Below are 14,444 nucleotides of genomic sequence, written 5' to 3'. Positions count from 1 at the left end.
TGGCGTAAATGCCAAAGGAAGGGAATGTAAGACATGAGATTTTTAGACAAACTGGATAGATTCGTAGCCAGATTCGCCATACGTGATTTAATGAAGTATATCATGATGGCATCGTTTCTGGTTTTCATCGTGGATATGGCTTCCAACGGACTGCTCACGCAGATGCTCTATTTCAACAGAGAACTGATTCTGCAGGGACAGATCTGGCGGGTCATCACCTTCATCTTCATACCGGGTTCCGGCAGTTTTCTGGTGATCATCAGCCTGTTCTTCTACTACTACATCGGTAGAATACTGGAGATGGCCTGGGGAACCACCAGGTTCAACACCTATTACTTCATGGGACTGTTTTTCACGATTCTCGTGGGCTTCGCCATCGGATACACCACCACCATGTATCTGAATATGACGCTGTTTCTGGCTTACGCCAGCACATTCCCGGACAGTCTTGTGAACATCTACTTCATTCTTCCGGTGAAGGTGAAGTATCTGGGATACATCTATGGAGCCACCGTGCTGTTCCAGTTCATCACATCCGGTTGGGTTGTGAGAATCATCATCCTCATATCACTGCTGAACTTCTTCATCTTCTTCGGTCCTGGATTCATGAAGGACAGGCGAAGGAAAAGCAAGACCCAGCAGATGAGAAGAAACATCGAATCCGCCAAACTGACCACCAGAGTGAGCACCATTCACAAGTGCACCGTATGCGGCATCACGGAGAAGGACGATCCCAACATGGAATTTCGGTTCTGCTCCAAGTGTGAGGGAAACTATGAGTATTGCGAAAAGCATATCAGAAATCATGAGCACAAGACGAAGATCATCAAAATGGAAGACAGAAGATAAAGTTTAGTCGTTTGTGGAAATACACAGGATATCAAAGTAATTTCTGTGTTAAGAGTATATTGATAATATGCTAATTTTCTTGCGGATTATTGATTTTGTTTGCCAATTTTAATACAATGAATATATGATATCGGCAACGGTATCCATGAGATGAAGCGGGATGGGGCTCCTTGCCGGATTGGAAGATCTGGGTGAGTCACTCCATTGCCAAAGTAGTCTCAAATTACGAGCCTGGCCTATGCCAGGCCGTAAAATAAGCGCAGAAGCGCTTATTTTTTTTATAAAGATTTCAATAGCCTGAAGGAAGGCATCGATAGAGAAAAGATGAAAGAATGATATAATGAATCTTATACGTGTGGTTTTCAGAGAAATCGCAGAAAAGACTAATACAGAAATACAAGAGGGGAATAAGAGGAATTGAGAAACAGATATCGCCTAATCGCACTCATGATATCAGGGCTGATGATACTGGCCATGATTTTCATAAATAATGCTTCCCATGAGAAAAACAAGGAAATCTATACAAAACAGATCGGAGAGATGGCCATCCAGCTGAAGAAGGATTACCTGAAGGATACCGTGAACAATCTGATTCTGGAACTGGAGACTCTGAAGATAGCCAAAACCAAGATGTATCAGCTGAGTACGGAGCAGAGACTGCGCAGATTTCAGGATGAGAAGGACTTGACTGAGGAAGAATTCACGTCTTTCTACATCAGAAGATTTGAGGAAGAGAATGATGCGGGGTCATGGGCTTCCGTTCTCTATAGAAAGGATACAGGAGAGATCCTCTATGAGAATCTGCCAGAAGAGACAGAGGAGGGTCCCGTACTGGATAAGATCGGGTCCTGTCTTGCCGCGTCTGAGAGGGTGGAGCACGGGAACCTCGTCGGCATATTCGGTGTCCATGAGGATTACATCGATCATGTGGTGAAGGAGGAAATCCGGGAAGTGATTCATCAGCAGGAATTCTCCAATGATTCCTACATGTGGGTGAATGAGGTGCTTCATTACGAAGGTGGTGAGAATTATGCCATCCGAAGAATCCATCCCAATCTCAAGGATACGGAAGGAGACTTTCTGTCCACCGATACACAGGATGCGGAGGGGAATTTGCCCTATCTCATGGAACTGGAAGGAATCCGGTCTTCCGGGGAGATTTTCTTCACCTATCACTTCAAGAAACTGAATTCGGACATCATTTCTGAGAAGATCACCTATGCCAAGCTCTATGAACCCTATGACTGGATTGTTGCCATGGGGGTTCACCTGGATGATGTGAAATCCATTGTGGATTCTGTCACTGCCCAGAGTGATGCGAGCCTGTCGGGTAATATCCTGATGTTTCTCCTCTATTCCATTCTGGCCATCGCCATGGGATTTCTGGTGCTCTATGTGGTCAATGAGCGCTATTTCAGGAAATCCATGGAAAAGCTCGAAAGCGAGCTGAATCTGGATCTTCTCACCGGAGTCGGCAGCCGCCGTTCTGGTGAAAAGATGATGTCCATCTACTTCGATAAATACCAGATCAGCGGCACGACGCCGGTGGTGCTGATGTTTGACATCGATAACTTCAAGCGTGTCAATGATGAACTGGGTCATGAAATCGGAGATCGAGTTCTCGTGGCGGTGACGGCTAAGGTCAAGGCTGCACTGGATCCTCATGACTCCATCATAAGATGGGGTGGGGATGAATTCATCTGCCTGATTCATGAGACGACGGAAGAGGGGATCGCATCCAGAGTCCGGAAGATTCAGGAGAAGATTCGAGAGATTTCCATCGATACAGACGCGGTGACCATCGGTGCCACCATTTCCATCGGAACCACCAGATTCAGTGCAGAAGATACGGGGTATATGGATACCGTAAAAAGAGCGGACCAGGCCATGTATCAGTCCAAGCGCCAGGGGAAATCCATGTGGACCTGTCTGAAGAAATAAGGGCAGTACACGGGCGGGTCATGCTGATGCCTGTTCATCTGAATAAGGGGGGGGCTGATTCCTTGGAATCAGCCTCCTTTTTTGATTACAGGCAGGGAGGAGAGGATTTCTCGGAGAATAAATTGCGTTTTCCCTTTAAACCTGATACCCCAATAGCTTATAATAGAAATAATAGATTGCCTTTCAAGGAGGTACAAACATGCTGAAAAAATACGGTCTTTCTACAAGAGACAACAAGAAGGTGAAACTGAACCGTCTTGAAGTCACGGGGAATATCTGTGGAGAGTATATAGAATACACCATTTCCCAGGATTACAAGAACACCACTGGAGACAACATCGAAGGAGTCTACAGTTTCCCGGTGCCCACCACTTCCCTGATCACGGGAATTGAAGTGAATCTGGGTGGAAGAAACCTCAAAGCCATGGTGGAGGAACGCGGAGCGGTTCTCACCATGCTGGAGGAAAGCAGGGAAGAAGGCATCAATACCCTGACACTGGAACAGAAGGAAGATGACTATTTCACCGTAACCATCGGGAACATTCTACCCAATGAGAAAGTGAATCTGCGCATCAGCTACATGGACCAGCTGACCTATGAAGATGACACCCTTTCCCTGTACATCCCCTCTGTGGTGGACCCCATCTACTACACGGAGGATGAGGAGGAAGAGGAAGCGGAGGAAATGGATTTCTATCTGTCTCTTCTGGTGGAGTCCTATTCAAGAATGGAATTCAAATCACCGAGCCACAGAATCAAAGTGGAGAGAGAAGACGACACCTTATCCAAAATCACCGTGACCAAGGCTCAGACCCTGGACCATGACTTCATTCTCACCATGAGAGAAGTTACACCCCAGACGGCTGCGGGCATGGGCTACAGCTATTATGAAGATGAGATGGAAAAATCCATCCTCATGCTGAAGCTGGCACCAGTTCTGCCGGACATTCCAGTGGAATATACCACCAATTACTCCTTTATTCTGGATACGTCCGTATCCATGGAGGGATTCAAGCTGGAAGAGGCGAAAAATGCCGTGCTCATCGCGCTGAGAAGCCTGGATGAGGGAGATACCTTCAATCTTCTCGCTTATAATGAAGAAGTGTACAAGTTCTCCGCAGGCGGAAAGGTGAAATTCACCAAGGAAAACCTTGCCGCAGCCACAGAGTGGATCGAAGGGCTCACCACAAGAGAAGGTGACTGCACCTTTGAAGCGGTGAAGGATGCCATAAGAGAAGCAGACGAGGATGGCGAAGAGTGCACCATTTTCCTCTTCACGGACGACAATGTGGTGGATGAGGATGAAGTGCTGGAATATGTGAGAACCAACATCGAAAACAACCGAATCTTCCCCATCGGCATGGATACGGAAGTGAACAGCTTCTTCATCAACAAGCTGGCTGAAGTGGGCAATGGCAGACCGGAATTCATCGATGAAGGGGAAAGAATCGATGACATCATTCTACGACAGTTCAACAGAATTCATAATCCGCAGCTGGATGTGACGGAGATCGATTTCGGGGACATGGTCGTTGAAAAGACCTATCCTGGAACCATCACCTATCTTTACGACAGAGAACCTTTCACCATCTTCGCACTGGTGGATGGAAGCATCAGCGGCAGCATCGACATCAGAGGTGTGGTGGATGATGTGGATTATACCATGCACATCGACCTGGACAAGCTGGAAATCGAAGAGAACTCCAAACTCATACAGAAGGTGTGGGCAAGAAAGAGAATCGAATCCCTGGTGGAGAAGGAACGGTTCGCAAGAGGCGTGGAACGGGAGCAGATCAAGGAGGAAATCCTTGACCTGTCCAAGGAGAACTCCATCATCTCCTCCGAGACCAGCTTCATGATGCTGGAAACCATTGAAGACCCGGTCATAGGCATCGGTCTCAACAGGATCGTGCCCATGGATATGACGGAATCCACCATGAAGAATCTGGCAAGAGGATACTTCCTGGATGAAGCGGCCTACAGCTTTGATGTGAACATCAGAGAAAAGATGGCCACATCCGGCCTGACCCATAAGGAAGCGAAGATGGCCATCAAGTACGATCGTGACAACCTTCTGAGGGTTCTGGCCAAGAACCAGCAGGCGGACGGATCCTTCCTGGATCTGGGTGAAGAGACGGAAGAAGAGATTCTGGAGACAACGCTCCGCAGTCTTCTAGCCTTCCTGGTGGGTACAGAGGTCACCGCCATCTATCTGAACAATGTGTCCAAAGCACTGCGCTACGTCATGAATACTCTGAAAGAGGATGAGAAGCTCATCACGGAAAGAAACTACATGCTTCTGCGTGTGGCCTATGATCTGGCGGAGAAGAAGAATCTCATCAAGGGCAAGACAAGAGACATCCAGGTGGACCTGGTGGAGAAGATTTCAGACCTGAAATACAAGGAATCCCTGGAGGAGGTGGGAGATCTGGTAACCAAGGCATCTCCTGTCCAGAAGAAATTCATTACGGCAGGAACGCTGAACATTTCCAAGTCCTATGTGGAGAATGCCCATGAGATCTTTGAAATGGACATCCGTTCCAACATCACAACCATCGCCAACATCGCCATCGCCAAGGCGTTATAGAATACTTGACAGATAAAACCTGGAACGTTCTTTTAAGAACGCATTCCAGGTTTTTTGCGTGGAAAGCAGTTGGTGCCACCTGATGAGATGTGATTAATTTATCAGAATCTGAAAAAATACCATGAATATTATCAGACTTATAAAAGTGCAGATCATAAGGAGTAATTGCCGTTAGATTAATATTCTCTGAAACCTATGTGCTGGAACGCTTTCAAGCCATGAGTGCAGTGATGGAACGTGTCCTCATAGGCCTAAGACGGGGGTGTTTATAAATAATTTACGTATGGAATAGATTAAGTCACCAGTTGAGTTCACGCGGTTTTTTTCAGACTTCTTCAGTTTATTGACAAAGTAGGACTCGGTTGTTTCAAAGATTATAATGCTGAATTAAAGTGAAGAAGATATTTTTATGAAAAATTCATCTTGCAAAACATAAATGCTTCAGAATTGAAGAAGTTTACGAATGTAATAATGAAAAATAGAAGATTGATATTGGAAGCGTTGATAATCATTGTCGAATAAAATAGAATGATGGTAAGTAGATGGTTTGAAAATAGGCAAACTGCTGGTTTTGGTGAAAATGAATCTCTCATAGTCGGAGTGCGGTCTGAATTTTATATGGTATGTCCATTCATGAATGAAATAATCTGGAGGGTGAGAAAAAATGAAACAGAAAAGACAGACAAGAATAGTGCTGGGATTCCTTCTCGGGGCTCTCCTGCTGTTCCCCGGAGGAATGAGAATCAAGGCTGAGGAGACAGCCCCTTTGGAAGACTCTTCTCAGGAGGTTCAGGTTGTGCCGGAAGAAGAAGTGGTACAAGAGCTGGAAACGGAGGATCCGTTACTTACGGAACTGCCACTGGAAGCGGAGGATCCATTACTGACGGAACTGCCAGCGGAAACGGAGGATCCATTACTGACGGAACTGCCGCCAGAAGCGGAGGAGGAGATTCCTGACACAGAGAATCCGGAGAGTGAGGAGCCATCGAAAGAAGGTGAAGAGGCTTCCGGAATGAAGACCATGGCTGCACCTTCTGAGGCGCCTCTGGAACTGGAAGAACTTCCGCTCAAGGAGGATGAAGAGCAGAAGCTGCCGGAGCTGGACCTTTCCTCTTTTGACTGTGATTTCATCTGGGGAGAAGACTGTGACTGCGAGGGTGGACCGGTAAGATGGAGCGGCATTGAAAAGATCCTTGGCATGCATATCCGATTTCTGCCAAAGCATGAGGTGCAGTGCATCACCGTGGAAAAGATCTGGCAGGATGGTGGTTCGAGATACAGACCATGCATCGTCATGGTGGATCTCTATGCCAACGGAATCAAGGTAGCTGTATTTCCGATCCTGTCCGATGGAACGGATCACTGGAAGATAAAAATTCTGGTGCCCAAAACAGTCCTGGGTAAGGAAATCAGCTATGCGGTGAAGGAAGTTGCGCATCCGGACCTGAAGAATTATCTGAGCACAGTATCCGGACTGAAGATCACCAATACTCTATTGAGGGATATTGAAGTGGAGAAACTCTGGAAAGAGGATCATGAGTCGGTGAGACCGGATTCAGTCAGCTATTGGCTCATGAGAGGAGATGCTCCTGTTGGTGGAGAAAGAACGCTTTCCAGCGCAGACGGCTGGAAGGATGTCATTTATGATGTGCCGGCCTATGATGAATATGGAGAAATAGACTACAGCATCAAGGAAGCTGCTGTAGCTGGTTATGACTCGGAAGTGACCGAAGAATGCCTCACCATGGAGGCTGCCGACAAGCATTGCGGCTGTGAAGACCCTTGTCCGGACTTCACCATCATCAATACCTTCACCAATGAAAAGAAGATTACGCTCATGAAGAAGTGGATCGATGATGATCCTGAAGACAGACCGGAAGAGCTGACCTTCATTCTGGACAAGAGTGATGGAACCTTCCTTGAAATTCCTGTGACATCCGTCATGGGATGGGAGAAGGAAGTCACCGTGGAAATGGTGGACGAAAACTGGATTCCATATGACTATGCAGTGGATGAGAAAGAAGTTCCTGAAGGATATGAGAAATCCATAGAGGGATTCACCATCACAAACAGCAGGATGGAACTGGAGACCATGCTCATAGAGGGTGAAAAAACCTGGATGGACGGAGAAGAAGATGTGAGACCGGAGTATATCAATGTGATGCTCATGGCCAATGGTGAGCTGCTGGAAACAAAGAAGGTCATGCCAGACGAAGAAGGCAAATGGATTTACAGTTTCGGTGAACTGCCCAAATATGATGAGGAGCATGAACCCATTGACTATGTGGTTGAGGAAGAGGCGGTGGAAGGATATGTCTCCACACCGGGAGAAGGCTTTGATCTTGTGAACTGGAAAGCTGTTCCTATTGAAGGGGAGAAGACCTGGATGGATGATGGAACCGGTAGACCGGATTTCATCATGGTGAAGCTTCTTGCTGATGATATGCTCTTAACCACCATGAAAGTCATGCCGGATGAAGAGGGCAACTGGTTCTATGATTTCGGAATGCTTCCTGTGTATGATGAAGAGATGGAAGAAATCGTCTATACCGTTTCAGAAGAGGCTGTGGAAGGATACGAGATGGTTCCATCAGAAGGGTATGATCTCATCAACAGAAGAGTCGGAAAGATCACCATCTCAGGGGAGAAGACCTGGGACGATCTGATGAACAGACCGGAATCCATCACCGTGTACCTGAATAGAAACGGCGAGCAGATCGAAGAAGCTGTCGTAAAAGCCGATGAAGAGGGAAAATGGCTCTACAGCTTTGAAGAGACAGAACAGTTTGATGATGAAGGCAAACCATACGTCTTTACGGTCAGTGAGAAATATGTGCTGGGCTACAAGGCTGTGGTGGACGGATTCGACATTGAGAATGTGCAGATGAGAGCCACCATGAAGGTGCTGAAAGTCAACGAAGCGGATAAACCGCTGGCGGGTGCTGTCTTTGAGATCCGCGATCTTGCAGGTAAAGTGCTGAAGACCTTCACCACGGGAGCAGACGGAACATTTGCCATGGAACTGCCTCTTGGCATGTACAGACTGGTGGAAGTATCACCTCCTGCAGGGTATGCGAAGAACACCGTGCCAAGACTGGTGGTACTCTTCAGAGAGGGAGAAGTGATGACAGTGGAAGTAGTCAATGAATTCGATGAATTTGATGATGTTTCTCCTAAACCGATCCCGAATTATCCGATTCTGCCCAAAACCGGTGGTGGAAGTGTCATGGGATTCTACTTCCTGGGACTCACCTCCATGGCGGCAGGTATGCTGACCCTGAAGAAGAAGAGTAAAATCTGATTTGATGAATTGAAAGCTCACCTTATAAATAAGATGAAAGCCGGCGGCATTCCTTCCTGGAATGGGCTGGCTTTCATCTTTGCTCTCTTTCGGAGTATGAGATGTTGTTTACAATAAGGCCTATATGTTGTATGATTGATAGTGTAAGAGCACAATATATAGTGGGTGGTGAAAGATCAGCATGGGGATGGAACAGGTAATCGTGATGAAGAAAGACAAGAGCGTAGAAGCATTTAATCAGAACATCCTGGAGGAATCAGTCAGGGAGGCTTTTTCGCTTTCCGGTAAAGAGAGAACGCATGAAGAGATTGCAATGCTGACAGAAGAGGTGGTCCGAAAGCTTCAGACCATAGGAAATGAGCTCTATGGAGAAGATATCCATTATGCGGTCATTGATATCCTGGAAGAGAACGGTCATGAGGAAGCAGCGCTTCTCTACAAGCAAAGAAAGAAGGATGCATCCAGATAGAAACTTGGACGGAGGGAACACTAGAAGATGGTGTTCTTTTTTCATGTCCGCCATTAACGCATTCCACTTGAGTTCGTACTGGGTCGTTCCAGGACGGACTCAAGTGGAAAGTGCAACTTATTCTGGAAACAGTATGCTGAAAACCCGCAAGGCTTCCGTGGCAGAGAAGATCTCTACAGGGAAGCCTTGCGGGTTTCAGTTCATCGGATTTATCTTGAGCAAAAGAATCATCGTACCTGGAAAGAGGGATGTTTCAGCAGCCTCGCTGAGAGCAGTGCACCGAAGAGACACCAGAGGGTATCCATGGGCAGAAAGAGAAGGGCTCCGTAGCGGATGGCGTCATAGAGTCCCATGGGGGTTCCGGGAAGAATCAGGTTCTTCAGAAGATACAGATGGGATACGCCCAGGCCGTAGATCACCAGAAGTCCCAGAAGGGCAATCAGTGCCAGTCTCATAAAGGAGAGGGTCACGAGTTTTTCCCGGAGAGCGCCCATGAGGTACGCCGCCGCCATGAAGCCAAGGAGATAACCGAAGGTGGGGGTGAAGACATATCCGATGCCGCCACCGCCGGTGAACACCGGCAATCCCAGAAGGCCCAGAAGGACGTAGATGAGCTGGGCATAGAATGCCTTTTTTCCCAGGAGCAGTGCGGAAATCACCACAAATACGGTCTGAAGGGATACAGGTACAACGCCGATGGGGATTCTGATAAATGCCCCCACGGCGGTGAGGACAGAAAAGACCGGGAGAATGGCCAGGTCTTTGGTGCTGATTTTTCGCTTTACGGTTTCGCTCATTTTTTATACACTCTCTTTCGTATGCTGATTTCTCCTGAATTTAAGGTCAGGGTCTTTCCCTGGGACTCTATGATCAGATGTCCCTGGGGGCTGAGGTCCAGAAGCTTTCCGCTGGTGATTTCATTTCCGCGATGGATGGTGATGTCTTCGCCCAGATAAAGCATCTTCTCCTTATATCTTCGCAGCAGCTCCTCCGGATTCTCCCGAGTCATGAGGAGATGCTTCTCCAGGTTTATGAGAAGATCCGCGATGAGCGCGCTGCGCAGAAATTTCTTTCCCGTCACCTCATGGAGAGACGTGGCGATGTCCTTCAGTTCTTCCGGAAAGCTTTCCGTGTTGACATTGATGCCGACACCGATGATGAGGCTGTTTAAAGTACCGGATTCGAATTCCAGGCTTCCCTCCGTGAGGATTCCGCAGACTTTTAGTCCGCTGAGATACAGATCATTGACCCATTTGATACGGGTGTGCACACCGCACTTTGTATCCAGTGTTTCTGCTGCGGCCAGAGCGGCGGCAAGGGTGGCAAGGTCCGTGTTGTATCTTGTCAGATCCTTTGTCAGCAGCAGAGAAAGATAGAGGCCCCCCTGATCTTTGGAATGGAAGGTCTTTCCCATTCGACCACGGCCGCTGGTCTGGGTCTTTGCCAGAACCACGGTGTGGTCAGGTAGGTCCTTGTGCTCCTTGACATAGGTGTTGGTGGAGGGAATCTCATCCAGAATGAGCATGTGATAGGAGGAAGCGTACTCTTCCAGATGCAGCCGGATTTCACTTTCCGAAAGATGGTCGCTGCCCATCTCCAGGACATACCCCTTGTTCTTCACAGAGGTGATTTCATGTCCATCTTTGCGCAGTGCATTGATTGATTTCCAGATGGCGTTTCTGGAGATGCCAAGCTTTTCTGACAGGTCGTTTCCTGAGAGAATGGTTCCTTTATGTTCTTCCAGTAGAGCCAGTATCTTATCTTTACTCACAATAGACACTCCTGATGATTCGTAGATTTCCGCTATAGATCTAAACTTTGATCTGGGACGGATTTTCACTCCCTTCAGTATAATGACTTTGCTTCCTTGAGTCAACCTGAAATTTAAACAGGGTTGACTCAGGCGTATTGACAGAAAAACGGAAATCTGTTAATATACCCCTATAGGGTATAACTCTATTCCAAACATTTCAATTCGGAAGGTGAATATAATAATGAATCAGGTAACAATCTACACTACCCCAACCTGCATCTGGTGTAATCGTGCAAAGTCCTATCTGAGAGAACAGAACATTTCCTTTGTGGAGAAGGATGTTTCCAGAGACAGAGAAGCTGCCACGGAAATGATCCGCAAGACCAACCAGATGGGTGTACCGGTGCTGGACATCAACGGGAACGTCATCATCGGGTTTGACCAGCATGGAATCAACAGACTGCTGGGTCTATAGGTAAAGCAATGAGAGGACATTCGGGTAACCGGATGTCCTTCGACTTTTTCTGGAGGGAGATCTTACGAGAAATTCCATGGAAGAAAATGTTAAAAATATAGCAATAGAACTTGACATCAGGTGGGACCTCGTGTAATATCGGTTATGGATAAAAAATTAACAATGCATGGTGTGAACCCTGTGGTCCTGCATCCGACTGGCGTAACCTAACCTGAAGAGACCTGTTCAAGGTCCAACCGGAACAGTCGACTATCGCACGTCCTTGAGTCAGTAGCACCAGCTTTGTTAAGAATCATCATCTTTGAAGCAGAGGCTTCATGGATTCTTTCTTCCTTGTTCGAATAAAGCATCAAAACAATCTAAGGTGTCGGATTGTTCTGATGCTTTATTTTTTTTGCTTCAGTTTTGAGGAACGAGCCGGATATGCAATGAATACATGCATGAAAAATGCATAAAAGAGTGAATATTCATTTTGAGGGTGAATTATCGCAGTGATCAAAATTGCCTTATTCATAAAATCTGCCCGATTGTTGCAAGTATATTAACTGTAAACGCTTCAAAAATCGAAAATGTGAAGAGAATCGTGCGAATTGTTCGAAATGAATTAAAATTCAAGAGTGTGTATATTTATTTAAATGTTCATGCTATAATCAAACATGTTCAGGAAAAATATGAACGGAAAATGAAGTAGAACCAAAGCAGAAAGGAAGTAATGAATATGAAGAAAATGAAATTCACCGCCCTGATCTTATCCCTGGTCCTGGTCATGGGTGTTTTAGCTGGATGCGCAGATAGCGGAGAAGCACTCTCTGATGAAGGAAAAGTCATTCTTAAAGTAGGAACAGAACCCACCTATCCGCCTTTTGAATTCACCAACGATGCCAATGAGATCATCGGTTTCGATATTGATCTGGCCAATGCCCTGGCGGAAAAGATGGACATGGAAGTGGAGATTGTCACCACATCCTTTGACGGCATCTTCACTGGCCTTAATGCCGGAAACTACGATGTGATCATCGCTGCCGTCAGCATGACCCCCAAGAGACTGGAAACCATGCTCTTCAGTGAGCCTTATCTCTCCAATGGTCAGGTCATTGTGACGAACAGCGGGGACAAGAACATCACTTCCCAGGAAGAACTGACCGGAATGAAGGTTGGCGTTCAGCTGGGGACCACAGCCGACACTGCAGCGGAAAAGTATGCGCAGGAATACGGCTTCGAAGTGAGCAAGTATGATGAGATTCTTCAGACCTTCTCGGCCATGAAGGCGGGGCATGTGGATGCCATAGCAGTGGACTATGCCGTAGCCATCGAGTATGTGCAGCTGGATCCGGAAAGCTATCAGATCTCTGATGTGATGCTGACCAATGAACCCATTGCCATCGCCATCAAGGAAGACAATACGGAACTTCAGGAGAAGATCAACACCGCCATGGAAGAAATCAGAGCGGATGGAACACTAAAGAGCATTTCAGAAGAATGGCTTGGTGGCGACTACACATCCGACATCGATACAGAACTGAACGTGGTGGAATAATAAACCGTAGGAAGGAGCTAGCTTTGTGATCACACAAGAACAATTATTCGCAATACTGGAAGGAACCCAGAGAACGCTGCTCATAGCAGGAGTAGCCATCGTTTTCGGTATCCTTCTGGGTGTCATCATCGCACTGATGAAGATTTCGAGAAGCAAGGTGCTGAACGGTCTGTCCTGGTTCTATGTCTGGGTGTTCAGAGGAACGCCGATGCTGATGCAGCTGTTTGTGTTCTATTACGCCATGCCGCTCTTCACAGCGGATGTTCTGGGGGTAACCCTCAGGATACCGGCACTGACGGCAGCCTTCATCGCGTTCTCCCTGAACTCTGCGGCGTATCTTTCTGAGATCTTCAGAGGCGCCATTCAGAGTATCGACAAAGGACAGATGGAAGCGGCCAAGGCTCTTGGCATGAGCTATTATCAGGCCATGTTCAGAATCATCATCCCACAGAGCTACAGAAGACTGATTCCGCCCCTGGGAAATGAACTCATCACACTGGTGAAGGATACCTCTCTTGTGGCATCCATTTCCCTCTTTGACCTTTTACGAACCGTACAGGTCATGAACAACTCTTCAGGCGAATGGATCTATTTCCTCTATGCCGGCGCCCTTTACCTTCTGTTTACTTCCATCATCCAGGTTGCCTTCGACAAGCTGGAGAAGAAGTATTCCGTCTATGAGTAAAGGAGTGTTTAAGAGATGATCAAACTGGAAAATGTATATAAGTCCTTCGGAGACCTACTGGTCCTGAAGGGAATCAATCTGGAAGTTGCGGAAGGAGAAGTGGTCTGCATCATCGGACCATCGGGTTCCGGAAAGAGCACCATGCTTCGCTGCATGAATCAGCTGGAAACCATCACCTCCGGGAAAATCCTCATTGATGGAAACCTGGTCAGTCACATTGATGAGGGCAAAGACCTTCTGAATCTTCCGGAAAAGGAAGCATCCAAGCTGAGAACGTCTCTCGGTATGGTGTTTCAGCGATTCAATCTCTTCCCGCACCTGACGGTGCTGGAGAACCTGACCATCGCACCGGAACTGGTCAAAGGGGAAAAGAAGGAGAACATTACAGGAAAAGCCATGAGCCTTTTAAAGAGCGTGGGTCTTCTGGACAAGAAGGACGAGTTTCCTTCCAAGCTGTCCGGCGGACAGCAGCAGAGAGTGGCCATTGCAAGAGCTCTGGCCATGAATCCGTCCATCATGCTCTTTGACGAACCCACATCGGCGCTGGACCCGGAGCTGGTGGGAGAAGTGCTGGAGGTCATGAAGAAGCTGGCGGAAGAGGGCATGACCATGGTGGTGGTAACCCATGAGATGGGCTTTGCCAGGGAAGTGGGCACGAGAGTGATCTTCATGGATGAAGGCCAGATTGTGGAAGAAGGAACACCGGAGGAGATCTTCGACGCACCGAAGATGGAGCGTACCAATGTGTTCCTGAATAAAATACTGAAATAGAGAAAAACCATTCAGCGGTTAGCATAATGAACGAGATTGGTCGCAAATGTCTGAATAGAAATAGTAAAAGGGGAGA

General features: G+C 47.2%; 11 protein-coding genes. 9 read left to right on the top strand and 2 right to left on the bottom strand.

The genetic code is table 11. The features are described from left to right. The first annotated feature begins 33 nt into the window (after window positions 1-33). The 5 genes from J3A84_RS03480 to J3A84_RS03460 all read left to right on the top strand — a co-directional run bounded on the left by J3A84_RS03480 (window position 34) and on the right by J3A84_RS03460 (window position 9,147). Complete coding sequence (locus tag J3A84_RS03480; protein ID WP_207598625.1) at window positions 34-849, top strand: rhomboid family intramembrane serine protease; 816 nt, start codon at window positions 34-36, stop codon at window positions 847-849. 417 nt (window positions 850-1,266) lie between these two features. Continuing rightward, window positions 1,267-2,790: a sensor domain-containing diguanylate cyclase gene (locus tag J3A84_RS03475; RefSeq protein WP_207598624.1), complete on the top strand. Its 1,524-nt coding sequence runs from the start codon at window positions 1,267-1,269 to the stop codon at window positions 2,788-2,790. Between the two features lie 199 nt (window positions 2,791-2,989). Then, entirely contained in the window at window positions 2,990-5,377 is a 2,388-nt protein-coding gene (locus J3A84_RS03470; RefSeq protein ID WP_207598623.1) for a VIT and vWA domain-containing protein, read from the top strand. 664 nt (window positions 5,378-6,041) lie between these two features. Continuing rightward, window positions 6,042-8,678 (top strand): Cna B-type domain-containing protein, encoded by a 2,637-nt coding sequence (locus tag J3A84_RS03465; protein WP_207598622.1) that lies wholly within the window; start codon window positions 6,042-6,044, stop codon window positions 8,676-8,678. A 181-nt stretch (window positions 8,679-8,859) separates the two neighbouring features. Further along, on the top strand, window positions 8,860-9,147 hold the full coding sequence (locus J3A84_RS03460; RefSeq protein WP_207598621.1) for an ATP cone domain-containing protein: 288 nt from the start codon (window positions 8,860-8,862) through the stop codon (window positions 9,145-9,147). Window positions 9,148-9,374: 227 nt separating this feature from the next. Here the strand turns inward: J3A84_RS03460 and J3A84_RS03455 are convergent, their stop codons facing one another. After that, window positions 9,375-9,944, bottom strand: a complete 570-nt coding sequence (locus J3A84_RS03455) for a biotin transporter BioY (protein ID WP_207598620.1) — start codon at window positions 9,942-9,944, stop codon at window positions 9,375-9,377. Further along, window positions 9,941-10,918: a biotin--[acetyl-CoA-carboxylase] ligase gene (locus tag J3A84_RS03450; RefSeq protein ID WP_207598619.1), complete on the bottom strand. Its 978-nt coding sequence runs from the start codon at window positions 10,916-10,918 to the stop codon at window positions 9,941-9,943. The genes J3A84_RS03455 and J3A84_RS03450 overlap by 4 nt, the downstream gene beginning before the upstream one ends. A 217-nt stretch (window positions 10,919-11,135) precedes the next feature. Here J3A84_RS03450 and J3A84_RS03445 point away from each other — a divergent pair, with 217 nt between their 5' ends. The 4 genes from J3A84_RS03445 to J3A84_RS03430 all read left to right on the top strand — a co-directional run bounded on the left by J3A84_RS03445 (window position 11,136) and on the right by J3A84_RS03430 (window position 14,368). Next, window positions 11,136-11,375, top strand: a complete 240-nt coding sequence (locus tag J3A84_RS03445) for a glutaredoxin domain-containing protein (RefSeq protein WP_483434093.1) — start codon at window positions 11,136-11,138, stop codon at window positions 11,373-11,375. Between the two features lie 718 nt (window positions 11,376-12,093). Then, window positions 12,094-12,912: an ABC transporter substrate-binding protein gene (locus J3A84_RS03440; protein ID WP_207598617.1), complete on the top strand. Its 819-nt coding sequence runs from the start codon at window positions 12,094-12,096 to the stop codon at window positions 12,910-12,912. Between the two features lie 25 nt (window positions 12,913-12,937). Continuing rightward, entirely contained in the window at window positions 12,938-13,597 is a 660-nt protein-coding gene (locus J3A84_RS03435) for an ABC transporter permease subunit (protein WP_207598616.1), read from the top strand. 15 nt (window positions 13,598-13,612) lie between these two features. Further along, on the top strand, window positions 13,613-14,368 hold the full coding sequence (locus J3A84_RS03430; RefSeq protein WP_207598615.1) for an amino acid ABC transporter ATP-binding protein: 756 nt from the start codon (window positions 13,613-13,615) through the stop codon (window positions 14,366-14,368). The last annotated feature ends 76 nt before the right edge of the window (window positions 14,369-14,444 follow it).

This window comes from Proteiniclasticum aestuarii, assembly GCF_017368455.1.
GTDB classification, from domain to species: Bacteria; Bacillota; Clostridia; order Clostridiales; family Clostridiaceae; genus Proteiniclasticum; species Proteiniclasticum aestuarii.
This window is presented reverse-complemented; position numbering and strand designations above follow the sequence as displayed.

Excerpts from the sequence above, each read along its gene's own strand:
- J3A84_RS03440 (WP_207598617.1), top strand. The coding sequence starts at position 12,094 with ATGAAGAAAATGAAATTCACCGCCCTGATCTTATCCCTGGTCCTGGTC.
- J3A84_RS03465 (WP_207598622.1), top strand. The coding sequence starts at position 6,042 with ATGAAACAGAAAAGACAGACAAGAATAGTGCTGGGATTCCTTCTCGGG.
- J3A84_RS03460 (WP_207598621.1), top strand. The coding sequence starts at position 8,860 with ATGGGGATGGAACAGGTAATCGTGATGAAGAAAGACAAGAGCGTAGAA.
- J3A84_RS03430 (WP_207598615.1), top strand. The coding sequence starts at position 13,613 with ATGATCAAACTGGAAAATGTATATAAGTCCTTCGGAGACCTACTGGTC.
- J3A84_RS03480 (WP_207598625.1), top strand. The coding sequence starts at position 34 with ATGAGATTTTTAGACAAACTGGATAGATTCGTAGCCAGATTCGCCATA.
- J3A84_RS03470 (WP_207598623.1), top strand. The coding sequence starts at position 2,990 with ATGCTGAAAAAATACGGTCTTTCTACAAGAGACAACAAGAAGGTGAAA.
- J3A84_RS03455 (WP_207598620.1), bottom strand. The coding sequence starts at position 9,944 with ATGAGCGAAACCGTAAAGCGAAAAATCAGCACCAAAGACCTGGCCATT.